The organism is Aeribacillus sp. FSL K6-1305, from assembly GCF_038050115.1.
GTDB classification, from domain to species: Bacteria; Bacillota; Bacilli; order Bacillales; family Aeribacillaceae; genus Aeribacillus; species Aeribacillus composti.
Genome location: NZ_JBBOQV010000001.1, coordinates 544,075 through 562,197 on the forward strand (window position 1 = coordinate 544,075; position 18,123 = coordinate 562,197).

13 protein-coding genes, 1 pseudogene and 1 riboswitch are annotated in these 18,123 nt (G+C 39.3%); of the genes and pseudogenes, 12 read left to right on the plus strand and 2 right to left on the minus strand.

Translation table 11 applies throughout. The features are described 5' to 3' along the window. The first annotated feature begins 133 nt into the window (after positions 1 to 133). Positions 134 to 1,216: a C40 family peptidase gene (locus NST97_RS02565; protein WP_327855929.1), complete on the plus strand. Its 1,083-nt coding sequence runs from the start codon at positions 134 to 136 to the stop codon at positions 1,214 to 1,216. A 210-nt stretch (positions 1,217 to 1,426) separates the two neighbouring features. Here NST97_RS02565 and NST97_RS02570 read toward each other — a convergent pair whose 3' ends face one another. Then, entirely contained in the window at positions 1,427 to 2,305 is an 879-nt protein-coding gene (locus NST97_RS02570; RefSeq protein ID WP_341342890.1) for an IS982-like element ISGth1 family transposase, read from the minus strand. 584 nt (positions 2,306 to 2,889) lie between these two features. Between NST97_RS02570 and NST97_RS02575 the strand changes: the two genes are divergently transcribed. The 10 genes and pseudogenes from NST97_RS02575 to NST97_RS02620 all read left to right on the plus strand — a co-directional run bounded on the left by NST97_RS02575 (position 2,890) and on the right by NST97_RS02620 (position 16,247). Continuing rightward, a complete protein-coding gene (locus NST97_RS02575) occupies positions 2,890 to 3,075 on the plus strand; it encodes a hypothetical protein (protein WP_094245675.1) in 186 nt (61 codons plus the stop codon). Position 3,076: 1 nt separating this feature from the next. Beyond that, the gene (locus NST97_RS02580; RefSeq protein WP_340786982.1) at positions 3,077 to 3,661 is read left to right on the plus strand and encodes a type II toxin-antitoxin system PemK/MazF family toxin; all 585 of its coding nucleotides are present in this window, start codon (positions 3,077 to 3,079) and stop codon (positions 3,659 to 3,661) included. Between the two features lie 591 nt (positions 3,662 to 4,252). Continuing rightward, a riboswitch (Lysine riboswitch) is annotated at positions 4,253 to 4,445 on the plus strand. Between the two features lie 138 nt (positions 4,446 to 4,583). Beyond that, positions 4,584 to 4,887: pseudogene (locus tag NST97_RS02585) on the plus strand (group II intron maturase-specific domain-containing protein); the annotation flags it as partial. A gap of 119 nt (positions 4,888 to 5,006) precedes the next feature. Then, positions 5,007 to 6,473: an amino acid permease gene (locus tag NST97_RS02590; RefSeq protein ID WP_339199804.1), complete on the plus strand. Its 1,467-nt coding sequence runs from the start codon at positions 5,007 to 5,009 to the stop codon at positions 6,471 to 6,473. Between the two features lie 798 nt (positions 6,474 to 7,271). After that, positions 7,272 to 8,177 (plus strand): ATP-binding protein, encoded by a 906-nt coding sequence (locus NST97_RS02595; RefSeq protein WP_130157580.1) that lies wholly within the window; start codon positions 7,272 to 7,274, stop codon positions 8,175 to 8,177. Positions 8,178 to 8,187: 10 nt separating this feature from the next. Then, entirely contained in the window at positions 8,188 to 10,104 is a 1,917-nt protein-coding gene (locus NST97_RS02600) for a vWA domain-containing protein (protein WP_341342891.1), read from the plus strand. 250 nt (positions 10,105 to 10,354) lie between these two features. Continuing rightward, a complete protein-coding gene (sucA, locus tag NST97_RS02605; RefSeq protein ID WP_063389707.1) occupies positions 10,355 to 13,198 on the plus strand; it encodes a 2-oxoglutarate dehydrogenase E1 component in 2,844 nt (947 codons plus the stop codon). Positions 13,199 to 13,214: 16 nt separating this feature from the next. Then, positions 13,215 to 14,474: a 2-oxoglutarate dehydrogenase complex dihydrolipoyllysine-residue succinyltransferase gene (gene odhB / locus NST97_RS02610; protein WP_130157576.1), complete on the plus strand. Its 1,260-nt coding sequence runs from the start codon at positions 13,215 to 13,217 to the stop codon at positions 14,472 to 14,474. Positions 14,475 to 14,548: 74 nt separating this feature from the next. Then, a complete protein-coding gene (locus tag NST97_RS02615; protein ID WP_063389709.1) occupies positions 14,549 to 14,755 on the plus strand; it encodes a DUF6501 family protein in 207 nt (68 codons plus the stop codon). A 49-nt stretch (positions 14,756 to 14,804) separates the two neighbouring features. After that, positions 14,805 to 16,247, plus strand: coding sequence for an NAD(P)H-hydrate dehydratase (locus NST97_RS02620; protein ID WP_341342892.1), 1,443 nt, complete (start codon positions 14,805 to 14,807; stop codon positions 16,245 to 16,247). Positions 16,248 to 16,252: 5 nt separating this feature from the next. Here NST97_RS02620 and NST97_RS02625 read toward each other — a convergent pair whose 3' ends face one another. Then, positions 16,253 to 17,104 carry a superoxide dismutase gene (locus tag NST97_RS02625; RefSeq protein WP_341342893.1) on the minus strand — a complete coding sequence of 284 codons (852 nt, stop codon included), beginning with the start codon at positions 17,102 to 17,104 and terminating at the stop codon, positions 16,253 to 16,255. A gap of 43 nt (positions 17,105 to 17,147) precedes the next feature. Between NST97_RS02625 and NST97_RS02630 the strand changes: the two genes are divergently transcribed. Then, a complete protein-coding gene (locus NST97_RS02630; RefSeq protein ID WP_341342894.1) occupies positions 17,148 to 17,387 on the plus strand; it encodes a hypothetical protein in 240 nt (79 codons plus the stop codon). Positions 17,388 to 18,123 lie beyond the last annotated feature (736 nt).

Here is an 18,123-nt window from a genome sequence, read left to right on the forward strand (position 1 = left end):
TCTTTTTTGAAAAAATGATGAATTTTATCTTATAATATAGTAAAATATGAAGAAAGTTGTCGATATAATAAGTAAGAAATTTTATTGTACGATAAACGAACATAGGATGTCTCATATGAGGAGGAAAGGCTGTATGAAGAAAAAAGTGTTGGGATTAACGACATCCGCGGTTCTTGGATCTTCGGTTTTCGCAGGAGTCGCTTCCGCTGAAACGATTCGAGTAGAAGCCGGGGATACTCTTTGGGGAATCTCGCAAAGATATAATACTACTGTTGTAAAGTTAAAAGAAGCAAATAGACTTACAAGCGATACAATATACATAGGTCAGGTTTTAAATATTCCTTCAGAAGCATCGTCTTCTCCGAAAGCGAAAGTAACTGCTAATAATCAAACAGAGGCGGCTCCTAAACAAACTGGTTCGACATACACAGTGAAAAAAGGTGATACGTTATGGGGCATTGCCAAAAACAACGGAACGTCTGTCAGCGAATTAAAAAGGCTGAACGGATTAACCAGCGATTTAATTTATCCTGGCCAAGTGTTAAAACTATCTGGATCCAGCCAAGCTGTATCTAGCGAAAAGGTTAGCGCCAAAGAACAGGTGCAGGCGCCCAAACAAACCTCACAAACTTCAAATAAAGCAAGTTCACAAAATACATATACCGTCCAAAAAGGCGACTCTCTATGGAAAATTGCTGTAAAATTTAAATTAACCGTCAATCAATTAAAAGCTGCGAATAACCTTTCATCTGACGTTATTTACCCCGGCCAAGTATTGAAGCTGTCAGGCTCTTCAGCCGATAGTGCACGTCAAGTGAATTCCGGTACAAAAACGAATTCTGATTCATCTACTCAAAACGGCAAAGTTTTAGTAATGATTCGAGAAGCCAAAAAATTAGTTGGAGTTCCGTACAGATGGGGCGGAAATACGCCATCTGGTTTTGACTGCAGCGGATTTGTTTACTATGTATTAAACAAAGTGACATCCGTTTCTCGGTTAAGTACAGCCGGTTATTGGAACATGATGAAACCAGTAAGTTCACCAGATGTCGGAGACTTTGTATATTTTTCAACATATAAAGAAGGTCCTTCCCACATGGGAATCTATCTAGGAAATGGGGATTTCATTCATGCCGGATCAAGTGGCGTGCAAATATCGAATTTAAACCAAAAATATTGGAATGATCGATATTTAGGAGCCAGATCTTATTTTTAAAATTATATTTTGCGAGAATGAGAAACATGAAGCAATCAGCCGTTTGTTGGCTGATTGCTTTTTTAATCGGAAGAATGATAGAATCGTCTAATTTGCCGATACATCCATCTTCCTTATAATAGGGATTTTGCATGAGTATGAAATTTGAACAAAAAATATAAGTTTTTTCTAGTAAAAGATTATTAATAAACCCGTGGTGCTAGTTGAGTCTTAACGCTCAACTAACCCAAGAACAACAAGGGAGTAAGCCAGTAAAATACCATCCAGTGCCGTTTCAAATCCAGAAACCGAGTTCGCTCGAATCTCGGTGATCCGATACGAATCGACTAAAATCGAAAACACGGTTTCAATCACTTTGCGTTTTCGTTTCATCCACTGTTTCCATGCGTCGGATTGGAGAATTCGCTGATTTTTTCGAACGGGCGTCCAAAAAGCGACTCGATGCTCTTCGTACAGCTTCTTTTGCAGTTTTTGGCTGATGTACCCTTTCTCACCTAGGTTATATGGATGTGGAATTTGCGTCATGACGGTTTCAGCGGCCACCCGATCGTGACAAGACGCTTCAGTGACGACATATCCCATCGGAAGCCCTTGGTCGGTGACCTGCAGATGAAGTTTCAACCCATAGAAAGCGATCTTTTTCGAAGCACAATAGCCAATATCCGCAATTCCACGAAACCGTTTGGCGCGATACATTCGGGATGAATGACACAGCTCGATCGGCAAACTGTCCACGACCGCATACGCATGGTGTTGTCCACGCTTGGCCAGCTGGTGCCGCATCCACTTGATCGCAAAGCCAAGCGCTCGGCAGCGACGGTTGTATCGAGAACGTTCAGGGAACAAGTCCTTGGAAAACAAATTCCCGATCACAAACCGGTGCCAAGCCCGTTCGGAAGTGAAGCCTAACAACTTTCCAAGGACATGGACGGCGATGATGACCTCGTCCTTCTGTTTCAACAAATGAAGATTTCGACGTTGAAGATGAATCTGGATACTCGATAGTTGAGCTGATACAAAACACAAAATCGATACATATTGTTTTTGAAGTTTGGCTCGATCTGTTGTAAAATGAAAGTGCTCTTGCATGTGAATTCTCCTTTTAAATGTTTGGTCGCACTTTCATTTTAAGGAGATCCTCATGCAAGGGCTATTTTTATGCTTGTCTGATTTTATCTAGCACCACGGGTTATTAATAATAACGTACTTTTCGGTACTATTTTTAAGAAATTAGTAAAATTAAAAGGTTTTAGTGATATTTTGAAAAATTTATTTAATGTCTATTTAACGACACTCAACAGATGTTTCAATAGATGTAAATTCAATCAATGAAGTACTAGAGTTTATGAAAGCATACTATAATATAATGTAAATGATGATATGGTTTGGATGGATGAGTTATTGTTAACAAACATGAATGGTAGAGTGATTGGATGTACATAATATTGTGTGATTGGGTTAGATTTTTTGGTGAAAATGAAGAAATTAGTAGAGTTTATTTTTAGCTAGATCTGCTATGGTCTGATCAGCTCTAGTTAAGTGTTTTGCCACTCTTTCCGCAACGTCTACCTAGTTTTAATATATACATGAATAAAAATAATATCATTTCAATATGTAGATATGATATAATTTAGCTAAAACTTGCATATACTGCATCTGAGGAGGTGTAGTATATGTGTCGAGAGGATGATAAAAAAATGTTAGCAGCTACTAATAAGAATAAACTTAAAAAGCCTATTATCACAAAAAATAAATTTTTAAATTTATCTAAAAAAGATTGGAAAGAAGCAAATGAAGTAAGTAAAAACACAAGAGGAATTTCAAAAATAACTTATAGGGATTTATTTGGAGGTAAATAAATTGACTGGTTTTTTAAATAAAGAAAACTGGAAACAAATTGAAAGAGGTTATGAATTTGAAGCTGCCATCCTTTATCCGTCAGATACAAAAAGACCTCTTTCGTTTTTTATTCCTAATAAAAACAATCCATTAGAAGGAAAAATAGTTGATCAAATAGGTAATTTTTCTCCAGAAATAATTGAAGGAAGACCTAGAGCCAGAGAACAACAAGTTGTTGTTACTATTAAGCCAAGAAAAGTAATTATTGTAACTAATAATATAATAAATCAAAATGAAGAATTTGAATATATTTTAATTGCTCCAATAAATACTATTAAATTATCAGAAAAATCTAAAGATTGGTATGAAAAGTTAATTTATGATGAACATCCAATTTTCACATATATTCCCAAAGGAAATATAGAAAGATATGTGGATTTAAGTCAGATTATGACAATACATAAAAGTTTATTGCTGACAAAATATGATAAAATTCCAGATGAAAGAATGGAATTAATTGATGAAAATTTATTGCAGTGTTTATCTCTTGGAATTATAAAAGAAGAAGCTGAAAATATAATAAAAAATCAAAATATTGAAATTTAACAAAAAGTCATCATTAATAAAATAACATGATGGCTTTTTGTTTTGGTTACAGTACTTCTACCACCTTACATAGGATTTGTGAACAATTAACCAGCAAAAAACACCATTATATTATTATGCTTCTAGGCTGAGAAGTGATATCCAAGCTGTAAAGAATGCTTTACTTCCCCTAAAACATCGGTCTGCTTGAGGGTCAAATCAATCGCTTGCAAATAATAAAACGAGTGACTTGCGGACGAGCTGGATTATTTTTGTTAGAGAAACAGGTGCTTTATCGATTGTGATAACTATTGCGAAATAACAAATATAAACTTGTTTTCAACCCTTACTCGTTTTCATAAAAAATTTCGTAAGAACCATATTTAAAATCATTTTTAAACAAAAGATCAAAGTCATCACGAGAAACCATGTCTTCTATCTACAACAATCATCTGGTAGACCGATTGATCATCCCTTGAAAGCAATGGTTGGATTTAAAAAAAATCTATACGAAAAAATCTTGTCTCAATCGAGGTGCAAATAGATATTGTTTTTGCACAAAAATTGTTTTATAATCATTATGGAATTAAATAAATAGCATCCTCATTCACCCGATGAGGTAGAGGTTGCGGCTTTTATGAGTACTGCGAACGAGATGCAGAGAACATTGAAGACTTCGCTGGAAAGGGAAAGCCGCCGAAGTTCGCACATTTCTCTGGATGTGCGGACTGGGGTTGCCACCGAACAGGGGCAGCACTGTCACGGTTTGCCTGAAGAAAAGCAGCCGTGGAGCGCTATCTTCACGGAAGGGTTGATACGGGTAATGTTTGTATTGCCGCCGAATCACCTTCGGCGGCTTTTTTGGTGCGCCCAGCATGGGTGTAATCTCTAGGGTGAAAGTCCCGAGCTGCAAAGGCAGAAGAGCAGTTAGCTTAACAGAAGGGGATGGTGCGGCTATTTTGCCTTGGCAGATACACCAAGTAAGTTCAAAGAATTTGGCGAATGGATCAGACGAAGACTTCGAATGTGTTTATGGAAAGAGTGGAAAACGCCGAAAACAAAAATTCGGAAACTCAGAGGATTAAGTGTTCCAACGCATAAGCCATTCGAGTGGGGTAATACGCAAGAAATACTGTCGGATTGCCTGCAGTCCCATTCTACACAAAACCCTCGACAACTCCTACTGGAGTCGACAAGGGTTAAGAAGTCTATTCGAAAGATATCAATTTCTGCGTCATCTTAATTGAACCGCCGTATACTGAACGGTACGTACGGTGGTGTGAGAGGTCGGGGGTTAGTCACCCACTCCTACTCGATTATCACCCGGCTCCTTTCCATGACAAAGAAAAAAGGAGCGATGAAAACAATGGAAAGCGTTATTAAAAAGAAGGAAACAGCTACGACCGACCATTCTTCGCCTAACCAGCTTCGACGCAAGCTAAAAACAAGGCATTTAACGATGATTTCTCTTGGTGGGACGATTGGCACTGGATTGTTTTTAGCCAGCGGTGGAGCAATTCATACTGCTGGGCCGGGCGGAGCGCTGGTAGCGTATATTGCAATTGGTATAATGGTGTATTTTTTGATGACCAGTCTTGCAGAAATGGCAGCTTATATGCCAGTTACTGGAACGTTTAGTACGTATGCAACTAAGTTTGTCGATCCTGCGCTCGGATTTGCTCTAGGATGGAATTACTGGTACAACTGGGCCATTACGATTGCCGCAGAGCTCTCTGCTGTGACTATCATTATGAAATTTTGGTTTCCTGATAGTCCTTCACTTTTATGGAGCGCTTTATGCTTAGTAATTATGTTTCTGCTTAATTATTTATCCGTAAAAGGATTTGGCGAAGCAGAATATTGGTTTTCGCTCATTAAAGTAATAACAGTCATTATTTTTCTTATTGTCAGCTTTTTAATAATTGTAGGTATTATGGGTGGTGAAGCGGTTGGATTTAAAAACTTCACCATCGGCGACGCTCCATTCCATGGTGGTTTCATGGCGACTCTCGGCATTTTTATGGCGGCGGGTTTTTCTTTCCAAGGAACAGAGCTGCTTGGAGTTGCAGCAGGTGAAAGCGAGGATCCGAAGCGTAACATTCCTCGCGCCATTCGGCAAGTATTTTGGCGCATTTTGCTATTTTATATATTGACTATTTTAGCAATCGGACTTCTTATTCCATATACGAATGAAAATCTAGCGAATAGCGATGTTACGGTCAGCCCGTTTACTCTCGTTTTTGACAAAGCTGGCATTGCGTTCGCTGCATCCGTTATGAATGCTGTCATTTTAACAGCGGTTTTATCAGCCGGAAACTCTGGTATGTATGCGTCTACTCGGATGCTTTGGGGGCTAGCAAAAGAGGGGAAAGCGCCAAAATTTTTGGCTAAGTTGAATCGCCGGGGAGTCCCTGTTAATGCATTACTGGTTACTGCTTCATTAGGAACGCTTGCTTTCTTGGCTTCGTTTTTTGGGGATGGGATCGTCTATGTATGGTTATTAAATGCTTCTGGTTTGTCGGGGTTCATTGCATGGCTTGGCATTGCAATCAGTCACTATCGTTTCCGCAAAGCGTATGTTGCGCAAGGGAGAGATCTCCGTGATCTTCCTTACAAAGCAAAATGGTTTCCATTCGGACCGCTGTTCGCTCTGGTACTTTGCGCGGTCGTCATTTTGGGACAGAACTACAGGGCCTTTATGGGAGAATCAATCGACTGGTACGGTATTCTCGTTTCTTACATTGGATTGCCATTGTTTTTAGCAGTTTGGTTTGGCTATAAAATCGTGAAAAAGACAAAGGTCGTTCCTCTCGATGAATGTGAATTAGACTAAAAAGCCGCTTGAAAAGACGCATTAGTATCCAAAATCTGCACGCTCGGTGTTCAACGGATTTTGTATGCCATCACAACGACGAAAACGCTCGTATGGTGCAGGACAAGTGTAAACGAATGATGATCCAATCAGAAAAGCCGCTCTTTCTTGATACGGAGCGGCATTCATCAGTTAAAGGGAAAGCTTCATCTTTTCCATCAAATGATTTGTTCTTTTTATTCCGATAATTAAGATTGTCTGTTCAGAGCTCCCAACATCCAGAGATGGGGGAATGGCGGAAAGGCGTCTTTCATTTGGTAAGATAGAAAACGATTGGATTAATCCATTCCTCCCTATATATAACTTGACATGTTAACATCTGCATGGATATGTAGCTTGGACCGTTTTTCGACGGTCTGAAAATAGGTGTCTTTCTTAATGTTGCCAAAATGTTAAATGATACATTTGAATTACAAGATCTATATATATATAAAATTTTAACTAAGCTACTGGTATGCGAAAGTTGAGTTCAATATAAATAAATTTCTATATAATTTATTGATTTATAGGGGGCTGTCTAATAAGTCGATTTTTGGGCTTATAGACGCCCCTTTAACTTTTTTTAAAACGTTGATATATTCATGCTTATGATTTGATGGATTTTGACTTTCTGGACAATCCCAGTAGTACAAACCACGTCTATGGTTTGTGCTGTCTGTAAAAATTATAATATTTTAAATTCAAAAGAATCTTAAAAATTAATGTGTTAAAAAAGGATATGATATAGTTATGTAGTGAAACAATATAAAAAAGAACGTGATGATTAGAAAGGAAATTTTTATGATGTCTTTAGAGCTTCATTTGCCAAAAGAAATAATAAATGTAATTGAATCTCGCAAAAAGCGGGTGCATTCTGATCAAGATCAAAGATTAATTGGACAAGGCGGTTTTTTGTCTGACGATCCAGTCATTTTGTATGATGCGCTGGTGGCATTGGCCCTTGGAAAAAATGTTTTGTTAAAAGGACCGACCGGTGCTGGGAAAACGAAACTTGCTGAAACGCTGTCATCATTTTTTTCTCAGCCGATGCACAGCATTAACTGTTCAGTTGATCTTGATGCCGAAGCATTGCTTGGATATAAAACGATTGTCAATTCCAGCAATCAAACAGCCATTGAGTTTGTCGAAGGACCTGTTATTCAGGCGATGAAAAAAGGGCATTTTTTATATATAGATGAAATCAATATGGCGAAACCTGAGACATTGCCAATTTTAAATGGGGTGCTAGATTACCGGAGGCGGATCACGAATCCATTTACACAAGAGGTTGTGGCGGCGAAAGAGGGATTTGGTGTCATCGCAGCTATTAACGAAGGGTATGTAGGGACGGTTCCGTTAAACGAAGCGTTGAAAAACCGATTCGTCGTGATTGATGTTCCATATGTACAAAATGAAAAGTTAAAACAAGTGCTCACTGAGCAGTCTTCTTTAAAAGATGAAAAGCTGATAGAAAAGTTTCTCACATTATCCAGCGACATTATTACACAAGTAAAAATCGGGAAGGTTTCGGAAGAAGCAGCTTCCATCCGGGCTTTGATCGATGCCTGCGATTTGTCGGTTTATTTGCCCCCTTTAAGAGCGATTGAACGGGCCATTGCAGCAAAATTGGATGATGAGCTGGAAAAAAGAGCGATCATGAACATTGCAGAAACCGTTTTTGAGTGAGGGAAATCCGATGCATTATATAAAATTTAATGATGAAATCATAGATTCAATGTTAATGATGGAGCTGTCCGATTTAGCGCAAACATTGACAAAACGAAGAGATATCGATATCGCTTTTGCCGTTCAGTCTTACTTTCATCCAGCAGAACAAAAAATTTATATCAGCCATTTTTGGAACTATCGTGCGGAAGAAGACAAGCTTGCAGGATTTAAATCAGACATTTATTTGCGCGCAATTGGCAGCTATTATTATACGGATTTTCATCAAATTGCTGCATTTCATGATCTCGTTCGGATATTACATCATCAAAAATTTGCAAAACAGCTGTTGATGCTGCTTGAAGATGTCCGGATTGAAGAACTGGTTAAACGCGATCGTCCCGGGACAAAGCGCTATTTCCGCAAGCGGCTGAATATTTATAAAAAATATTACCGTGATCAGCTGAAAGCAAGCCTTGATCGGGGATTTGCAACCGATGCGCTCTTTGCGGCCCTGTATGAAATGGCTACGGCCACATCACCTGTTTTGAATGTACCAGAAATAAGCGTCCAAATAGATGAACTGCTGCCTTTCGTGAAGGAACAAGTGATGAACGTATACGATGCAAATAGCACGAAAGAAGTTTCCGATATTGTCCTGAAGACGATGGGGCTGTTGGATGAAGTGTTGAAAAAAGATTTGATCCATACTTATTTCATTTTGCCTGATTTATCGGAAAAAGATCTCCATACCTTGACTTTTGACGACATGAAACGAAAAGACCGGCTTCAAAATCAGGATGCACTGGATAATGTAAAAAAGGGCGATGAAGATCTTCATGATGAAAAAATGGCCATATGGCATCGTGAAACATCCACACCGACGAAAAGCTTTTTGCAATTTGATTTAGAACAAGGAACGCAAACGAATTTAATAGATGAACATGCAAGGCAAACTGAGACGGGAGATCAGGCGCTTGTGATTGTGGAAGGTTCAGCTAGACAGACTCAAAACAATTATTATGACGAAGTAAATGCTGATGAAAAGCTGCAAAAAGAAGCAGAGCAAGAAATACAACAACAACTCGGGAAGGAAAACAAGCATGCAAAAGCATATTTCCTGACGGCAAACATGCCAAAGGAAGCAGAAAAATCTGCGTATGAAAAGGAATTGCAGCAATTGATCGTGTACAAAAAACGTTTGCAGCGAATCATTCAAAAAACGCTTGAACATAAAAAGACATATCCAAAACAAGATGAACATTTCGGCAGATTGAATAAAAAGCTGTTGCGTCTATGGACGGATGAAAACCCGAAGCTTTTTTTCAAAAAAAGGAATCCTGCGAATGATCTTGACGGGGTGTTTACACTGCTCGTCGACTGCTCTGCATCCATGCACGACAAAATGGAAGAAACAAAACGAGGCATCATTTTGTTTCATGAAACGTTAAAGTCCGTTCGGGTTCCACATCAAATTGTCGGTTTTTGGGAAGACTCGGCAAACAGTACAGAAAACAACCAGCCGAACTATTTCAAAAAAGTAATCAACTTCGAAACTTCACTTAGCTCCAGCTCAGGACCAGAAATCATGCAGCTTTTGCCTGAAGAAGATAACCGCGACGGTTTTGCGATCCGGCATATGACAAACGAACTGCTTGCAAGAAAAGAGAAGCAAAAATTTCTTCTTGTTTTTTCAGACGGTGAGCCTGCTGCCTACGGATATGATCAAAACGGAATTGTCGATACACATGAAGCCGTAATGAATGCTCGAAAGCACGGTATAGAGGTGCTGAACATATTTTTATCCGCCGGAGCAGTTGAAGAAAGCAAAAGAAAGGTAATGAAAACGATTTATGGAAAACACAGCATCATGGTGCAAAATATCACAGAACTCCCGGACGTCTTGTTCCCGCTTTTGAAAAAATTGCTGCAAAAAACAATCGAATAAACCGCCAAAACATGGCAGAATACAACATGTATTCAAAAAATCAAGAAAATTATTATATAAAGATGCTAATTTTTAAGTAAATACTATTGGTCAATCTGATGAATAGTGTTAAAATAGCGGTGGAAGCGGTTATTTAAAAAAATATAGCTTGCTTCTTGTGGGATGGTGATGAGAATTTAAAAAAATTTTTTGTGGGGAAACAAAGCAGAAGAATTCTAATGATTAGTGATCATTGGGGGTTTTTAAGAAAATGGAAGAAACTTCGTCAAATTTAAAAATCGCATGGCGTGATTTTCACGGACCTAATTTAGGGTATGTCATGGACTTATATGAACAATATTTAGAAGATCCGAATTCTGTTGATGAAGAATTAAGAAACATGTTTGATGCTTGGGGGGCTCCTGAGGCTCTAACTGAACAATCTTATGTAAACTCCTCATCCACTGTAAGCAGAAATTTGTCTTATACGTTTGAAAAGCTGCAAAAAGTAGCAGCTGCTGTAAGGTTTGCAGAGGATATTCGGACATTTGGACATTTGGATGCTTCTATTTATCCTATGGGGATAAAACATAACGAAGAAGATGTTTTGAATGAATCAAGATACGGTCTGACGAAAGAGGACTTAATTGAAATACCGGCCAAATTGTTGAGTCCGTATACTCCTGATCATGTACACAACGGGTACGAAGCGATCCAATATTTAAAAGATGTTTATTCAAAATCGATTGCATTTGAATTTCAGCATGTCCACAATTTTGAAGAGCATGAATGGCTCAACGAAATGGTGGAATCTGGGAAAATTTTCAAAACACTTTCAAAAGAGAAACGCATTTCTCTTTTGAAGCGATTAACAGAAGTTGAAGGATTTGAATCTTTTCTCCATAAAACATTTGTCGGCCAAAAGAGATTCTCCATTGAAGGTGTTGATATGCTCGTTCCGATGCTTGATGAGCTGATTTCTGAAGCTGTGAAAAGCGGAACGACAAATATAAACATCGGAATGGCGCATCGGGGCCGACTAAGCGTGTTGGCTCATGTGTTAGGAAAGCCATTTGAGCTTATTTTCTCTGAGTTCCAGCATGCACCGAACAAAGAATTGGTTCCGTCTGAAGGTTCAATCGGAATCAACTACGGCTGGACCGGAGATGTGAAATATCATTTAGGTGCGGACAGAAAAATTAAAGATCATAATGTTGTTCGTGCACGGCTCACGCTAGCGAACAACCCTAGCCATCTAGAGTTTGTGGATCCGATTGTGGAAGGGTATACACGTGCAGCCCAAGATAATCGTAATGTGCGCGGATATCCTGAACAAGATATTCACAAATCCATGGCTGTGCTGATTCACGGCGATGCAGCATTCCCTGGCGAGGGAGTCGTGGCAGAGACTCTTAACCTTAGTCAGTTAAACGGTTACAAAACCGGAGGAACAATCCACATTATCGCCAATAATATGATCGGATTTACGACGGAAAGCCATGATTCTCGATCAACAAAATATGCCAGCGACCTAGCCAAGGGCTTCGAAATTCCGATCGTTCATGTGAATGCGGATGATCCAGAAGCATGTTTGGCAGCTGTTTATATTGCCATTTTGTATCGCAATAAATTCCATAAAGATTTCTTAATTGATTTAATCGGATACCGCCGTTACGGGCATAACGAAATGGATGAGCCGATGGCGACAAATCCGTTGCTTTATGAAAAAATTAAGAAACATGAAACAATTTGCAAATTATATGCTAAACAGCTTGAAAGCGATGGAATTATTTCCTTAGAAGACGCAAGAAAGTTTGAACAAGAAGTGCAGGATCGGCTGAAAAAAGCATACGATAAAGTTCCAAAAAACGAACACCAAGAAGAGGAAATTCATATTCCAGAAACGGTCAGCCATGGTCTGCCCAAAATCGACACGACTGTGCCGGTGGATGTCCTTGACAAAATTAACAAGGAATTAATTACGTTCCCAGAAGGATTCACCGTTTTTAATAAATTGCAAAAAATTCTAGAACGCAGGGCAAAAGTATATGAAGAAGAAAGAAAAGTAGATTGGTCGCTTGCAGAAGCGTTCGCTTTTGCGACAATCTTGAGAGATGGAACTCCGCTTAGAATTACTGGACAAGATTCGGAACGCGGGACTTTTGCTCATAGACATTTAGTCTTGCACGATGTGAAAACAGGCAAAACCTTCTCGCCGCTGCATCGTTTGTCGGATGTTCAAGCATCGTTTGCGATTCATAACAGCCCGTTGTCTGAAGTTTCTGTATTGGGATTTGAATACGGATATAACGTATTTTCTCCGGAAACGCTTGTCATTTGGGAAGCACAATTCGGTGATTTTGCAAACGTTGCACAAGTCATATTCGATCAATTTATTTCAGCCGGCAGGGCAAAATGGGGACAAAAATCTGGACTCGTCATGTTGCTGCCGCATGGATATGAAGGCCAGGGACCGGAACATTCCAGCGGGCGTTTGGAACGGTACTTGACCCTTGCTGCAGAAAACAATTGGACGGTGGCAAATGTAACGACTGCTGCTCAATATTTTCATTTGTTAAGAAGACAAGCAGCGATTTTAACAAAAGAAGAAGTGCGTCCGCTCATCATTATGACGCCAAAAAGCTTGCTGCGTAATCCAAATACGGTTTCCGACGTTACAGAGCTGACTGAAGGTCAATTTCAACCGGTTATTGAACAGCCTGGTTTAGGTCAAAATAAAGAAAAAGTAAAACGTTTAATTTTGTGCACTGGCAAAATATCGATAGAATTGGCGAATGGTCTGCAAAAATTAGATCAAAAAGATTTTCTTCATATTGTACGGGTGGAGGAAATTTATCCGTTCCCTGAAGAAGAAATTAAAGAGATTATAGAAAGATACCCTAACTTGCAGGAAATCGTCTGGGTGCAAGAAGAGCCGAAGAATATGGGATCGTGGATTTTCACATATCCGCAATTAAAATCTATTGTGGGTGATAAGCTCGCTGTTAAATATATTGGACGTCCAAGACGGTCAAGCCCTGCAGAAGGAGACCCGACAATTCACAAAAAAGAGCAGAGCCGAATCATAACAGAAGCGCTTACATGGAATGAATGAGGAGGAAATTTAAAAAATGGCTGAAATTAAAGTTCCAGAACTAGCAGAATCCATTTTAGAAGGTACAATTTCTCAATGGTTGAAAAAACCTGGCGATAAAATTGAAAAAGGCGAATACATTCTTGAGCTGGAAACCGATAAGGTCAATGTTGAAATTACTGCTGAACATGCTGGTGTTTTAAAAGAAGTATTTAAAAATGAGGGCGATGTTGTCGAAGTTGGCGAAGTCATCGGAATCATCGATGAAGGCGCAAGTGAAGCTCCACAGGCAAGCAGCCCTCAGCCAGAACAAAAAGTAGAAGCCGCTCCAGAGCAAAATCTAGAGGAGCAAACAGTTCAAGTGGAATCGGAAGAACAGTCTGCAGGCAAACCGCGCCCAATCGCAACACCTGCAGCAAGAAAGCTTGCACGTGAAAAAGGAATCGACTTATCGGCCGTGCCGACGGCTGATCCGCTCGGTCGTGTTCGCAAACAAGATATTGCATATTATGAAGCGCCAAAAGCGGAAGAAAAAGCCCCTAATAAACCAAAACCAGAACCGCAAGAAACACAAAAGGCAACGGTTGCAGATCAGAAGCCTGTGGAACGGATCAGAATGTCCCGCAGAAGACAAACCATTGCCAAACGTCTAAAAGAAGTTCAAAATACAGCAGCTATGCTGACAACCTTTAATGAAGTGGATATGACAGCAGTTATGAACATCCGCAAACGGAGAAAAGATCAATTTTTTGAGGAGCATGATGTTCGTTTAGGCTTTATGTCCTTCTTTACAAAAGCAGTTGTCGCAGCCTTGAAAAAATTCCCTCTACTGAATGCGGAAATTCAAGGCGATGAAATTGTGTTGAAAAAATATTATGATATTGGAGTAGCTGTTTCTACAGATGAAGGTTTGGTTGTTCCTGTTGTAAGAGATGCAGATCGTTTAACATTTGCTCAAATCGAGCAAGAAATTGCCGATCTTGCAGCAAAAGCGAGAGCAAATAAACTTGCGCTTTCGGATCTGCAAGGAGGAACATTTACGATAACTAACGGCGGTATTTTCGGATCTTTATTGTCAACACCGATCTTAAATGGACCTCAAGTCGGTATTTTAGGGATGCATAAAATCCAGCTTCGCCCAGTTGCGATTGACGAAGAGCGCATTGAAAACCGTCCGATGATGTATATTGCTTTATCATATGACCACCGTATTATTGACGGAAAAGAAGCTGTCAGCTTCTTGGCAACTGTCAAAAAGCTGTTGGAGGATCCAGAGCAGCTCTTGCTGGAAGGGTAAATCACTAATGAAGGAAGAACGCATTCCGCGTTCTTCTTTTCATATGAAAACGAGCGATTGAAGGAGTGGCAAACATGAATCATCTATCATGGAAAAACAAAAAAGCGAATAAAAAAGTTGTATGTTTACATACAAATGCAAAAAAGTATATGGTAAATAATGTATTGACACCTGGACAAACTTATGATGTCTTGAACGAAACGGAAGAGTATTATTTTATTATCGACAATTCCGGAAAAGTAGGCGGGTTTTACAAAGAATATTTTGAAGAAGCAAAATAGCTAATCATCCCTTTATTTTTTCTTTCCTTTTTGAGAGGAGGTGTTGTTCGTGTTCGTTTATACTGAAGAGGATATTCGCAACATTGACAATCTGGCAGAAAAAAATGGCCTTTCTTCTATTGTGTTGATGGAAAACGCCGGGCGCTCTTTATTTCAAAAGCTTGTTTCGTACGTAAAAAAAGATGATCGCATTTTAATATTGTCCGGTAAAGGCAACAACGGCGGAGATGGAATTGTTTTGGCCAGATATTTAAAACAAAACGGCTACCATGCCAATCTTTCTTTTCCGCTTGGGGCACCGAAAAGTGAAGCAGCGAAGCATCATTTCGCTTTTTATAAAAACAGCGGTTTTCTCGAAACAGCCGAATATGAACAAAATCATTACCAAGTCATCGTTGACGCTTTGCTGGGGGTCGGTGCAAGGCATCCGCTAAGAGATGATGTGAAAAACATCATTGAATGGATTAATGGACAAAACGCTTTTGTCGTTTCCGTTGATGTTCCTTCAGGAGTTTTATCCGACTCCGGAGAAGCGCCAATAGCGGTTAAAGCAAACGTCACCATCAGCATCCACGGATATAAGCGATCAGCCTTTTTGCTGCCTTCTTCATCTTTTTACGGAAAAAAGGAAGTTGTGTCCATCGGCCTGAAGGAAGAAGGGAAATGGAAGGTCTGGACAGAAAAAGATGTGAAGCAAACATGGCCGAACCATCCGTCTTTTTCCCATAAAGGCACTTTTGGAACAGGCTATTTAATTGCTGGCTCCGACGAAATGCCGGGAAGTGTGCTTCTTGCTGCGAAGGGAGCTATGAGGGCAGGAATTGGCAAGCTTGTGATCGGCACAACACCATTTGTAGCCGGTGCCATCGCCGGGCAAATTCCTGAAGCAACTTATTTTTTTGAAGGTCTTATAAAAGCAGGAGATGGTGAATTCCCGGAAAAGCTGTCAGTATGTGCAATTGGACCAGGTATCGTTCCTGGAGAAGAGACCGAAAAAGCCATTCAATCCATCTTACAAAACGATTGGCCTGTTGTGCTGGATGCCGGTGCGTTACATAAACGCACATATCCGAAAAATAGACAACATCCTATTGTGTTAACACCGCATCCGGGGGAATTTAGCCGTTTAATCGATCAGCCGATCAGCTATATACAAAAGAACAGAATCGAAGCTGCTTCTAAATTTGCCGTTGAAGAAAATGTCATTGTGGTTTTAAAAGGCCAATATACAGTGATTGCATTTCCGGATGGAACAGGAATGATCAATCCAACTGGAAACATTGCTTTGGGCAAAGGCGGGAGCGGAGATGCATTAACGGGAATCATCGCTGCTTTTTTGTCCTATTATGAGAACAAAAAAGCAGCTGTGGCAAATGCAGTCTATTTACACGGTTTATGTGCAGATCTGTTTGTAAAAACGAAAGGTGTAAGATCAATGCTTGCGGGCGATATTCCAGACATTTTGCCGGAAGTGATGAAACGATTCGAATAGCCTTATCAATATGGCTTCCAAATGACTTTTTTTGCAGTTTGAAATCTTTGTTCCACTTCTGGCCAGTTGACGATTTTCCAAAAATTATCGATATATTTTTGCCGATCGTTTTTATATTGCAAGTAGTATGCATGCTCCCAAACATCTAATACAAGAAGAGGAATGACATCCCATTGGCTTAAGTTTTGATGCTTTTCCGCCTGCAATATTTCCAATCTTCTTGAACGGGGGGACCATACTAATATCGCCCAGCCTCCGCCTTCGACTGCTTTTGCAGCTTCACTGAAATGCTTTTTAAATGCTTGAAAGCTTCCAAATGAATTTTTGATCGCTTCCTTTAATTCACCTTTCGGCTCGCCCCCGCCATTTGGGTTCATGATATTCCAAAAAATTGTATGCAAATAGTGGCCTGCCCCATTGAAAGCTGCTTCCCGTTCCCAATGTTTAATCAATGAAAAATCTCCTGTTCTCCGTGCTTTTTCCATTTCGATTTCCGCCTTGTTTAAACCGTCTACATAGCTTTGATGGTGTTTCAAATGGTGAAGCCTCATGATTTCTTCTGAAATATACGGCTCAAGCGCATTGTATCGATAGGGAAGAGGAGGGAGCTTATGTTGTCCTATCGGCACAGCCAAAGACCGGTCATCTTCACCTTCAATAAATAATCTGAATTCATCATACAATTGATTCGCCTGTTCATAAAGTTCGCTTTCTGAAACGGACTCGGCTTTGTCCAGCTCTGTTTTGAAACGGATTATTTTTTCCTCGAATTCGCTTGCAAAAGGGTGTTCTGAAATGATGTTTCCATAAAGATCATCACACCATTTTTTTAATTCATTAATATACGATTCACTCAAGACAACAAAATCCTCCTTTTCATTCAATCGTCCAGAATACTATATGAGCAATTTGAAAAAGGGTGAACTAAAAGAAGCGCGTCTTTTAGATGGAAGAGGGGAGCTCCTTAAAGCGGTTTTTCACCAATTAAAAACGGATGATTTTTTGAAGAAATGCATTTTTTATGTGAGAGGAGAGGCTGGATGGGAAGAAATATGTTTGTCAATACTCGGTCTTGTTATGAAAAAAGAGCAGCTGCCTGAATTATGTATGAAAAATGCCATGCATATCAATGCAAAATAAAATCAGGGGATTGTCCCAAAAGGATACATCCATTGGAATTCAATAATCAAGAAATGCTGATATATCAGCATTACTGAACATGAAAAGGGGATCCAATACCGTGAAATCAACTATTGGACAGCCCCTTAAGTCAATCTGCCCAAACATCGTTCATTGAACAGTATACTTTTCATCTTTTCAAATAAGCACGTCAGCTTCTTTAGCTTTTTTGGGAACGAATAGACAAACTCTACTTTAATGGCAGAAGTAAGTACATTCAAATTTCATTTTAACAACAAAATACTACTTCTTGATTAGATCTGCCATCATAACAAAAATTTTTATCATCATACGCATTTTCATCCTGCTTTAAAATGTCGTCTATATATTTTTGGTATTCCTTTACAAAAGGCTATAACAAAGTCCGTGAAATGACAATCCAGTACTTTTTGTTTGCTTGAATCATAATACAACAATCAATAAACAGACGATTTTGGGATTTTTTTAATGTGATATTTTAAAGCATTCTCAAAGCTTCTACGGTCCCTTGAACTATTTTTCATTACTGAATTTGATCAAGTAATCTCCGATATCTAATAAAAGACCATCACGGAATGTTGTGTTGTCCCTTTTCAACAATATACATATATAATCTTTTGTAGAAATAAAAGGATAGCTCAAAAGGAGCATCTTTTGTATCCTCATATTCTTCAATCTCAAATAATAGCTTCATCTGTCTATACACCATTTAAATTCA

Coding starts and splice junctions, on each gene's coding strand:
- NST97_RS02600 (WP_341342891.1), top strand. CDS start 8,188: ATGCATTATATAAAATTTAATGATGAAATCATAGATTCAATGTTAATG.
- NST97_RS02570 (WP_341342890.1), bottom strand. CDS start 2,305: ATGCAAGAGCACTTTCATTTTACAACAGATCGAGCCAAACTTCAAAAA.
- NST97_RS02590 (WP_339199804.1), top strand. CDS start 5,007: ATGGAAAGCGTTATTAAAAAGAAGGAAACAGCTACGACCGACCATTCT.
- odhB (WP_130157576.1), top strand. CDS start 13,215: ATGGCTGAAATTAAAGTTCCAGAACTAGCAGAATCCATTTTAGAAGGT.
- NST97_RS02595 (WP_130157580.1), top strand. CDS start 7,272: ATGATTAGAAAGGAAATTTTTATGATGTCTTTAGAGCTTCATTTGCCA.
- NST97_RS02565 (WP_327855929.1), top strand. CDS start 134: ATGAAGAAAAAAGTGTTGGGATTAACGACATCCGCGGTTCTTGGATCT.
- NST97_RS02630 (WP_341342894.1), top strand. CDS start 17,148: ATGAGCAATTTGAAAAAGGGTGAACTAAAAGAAGCGCGTCTTTTAGAT.
- sucA (WP_063389707.1), top strand. CDS start 10,355: ATGGAAGAAACTTCGTCAAATTTAAAAATCGCATGGCGTGATTTTCAC.
- NST97_RS02615 (WP_063389709.1), top strand. CDS start 14,549: ATGAATCATCTATCATGGAAAAACAAAAAAGCGAATAAAAAAGTTGTA.
- NST97_RS02575 (WP_094245675.1), top strand. CDS start 2,890: ATGTGTCGAGAGGATGATAAAAAAATGTTAGCAGCTACTAATAAGAAT.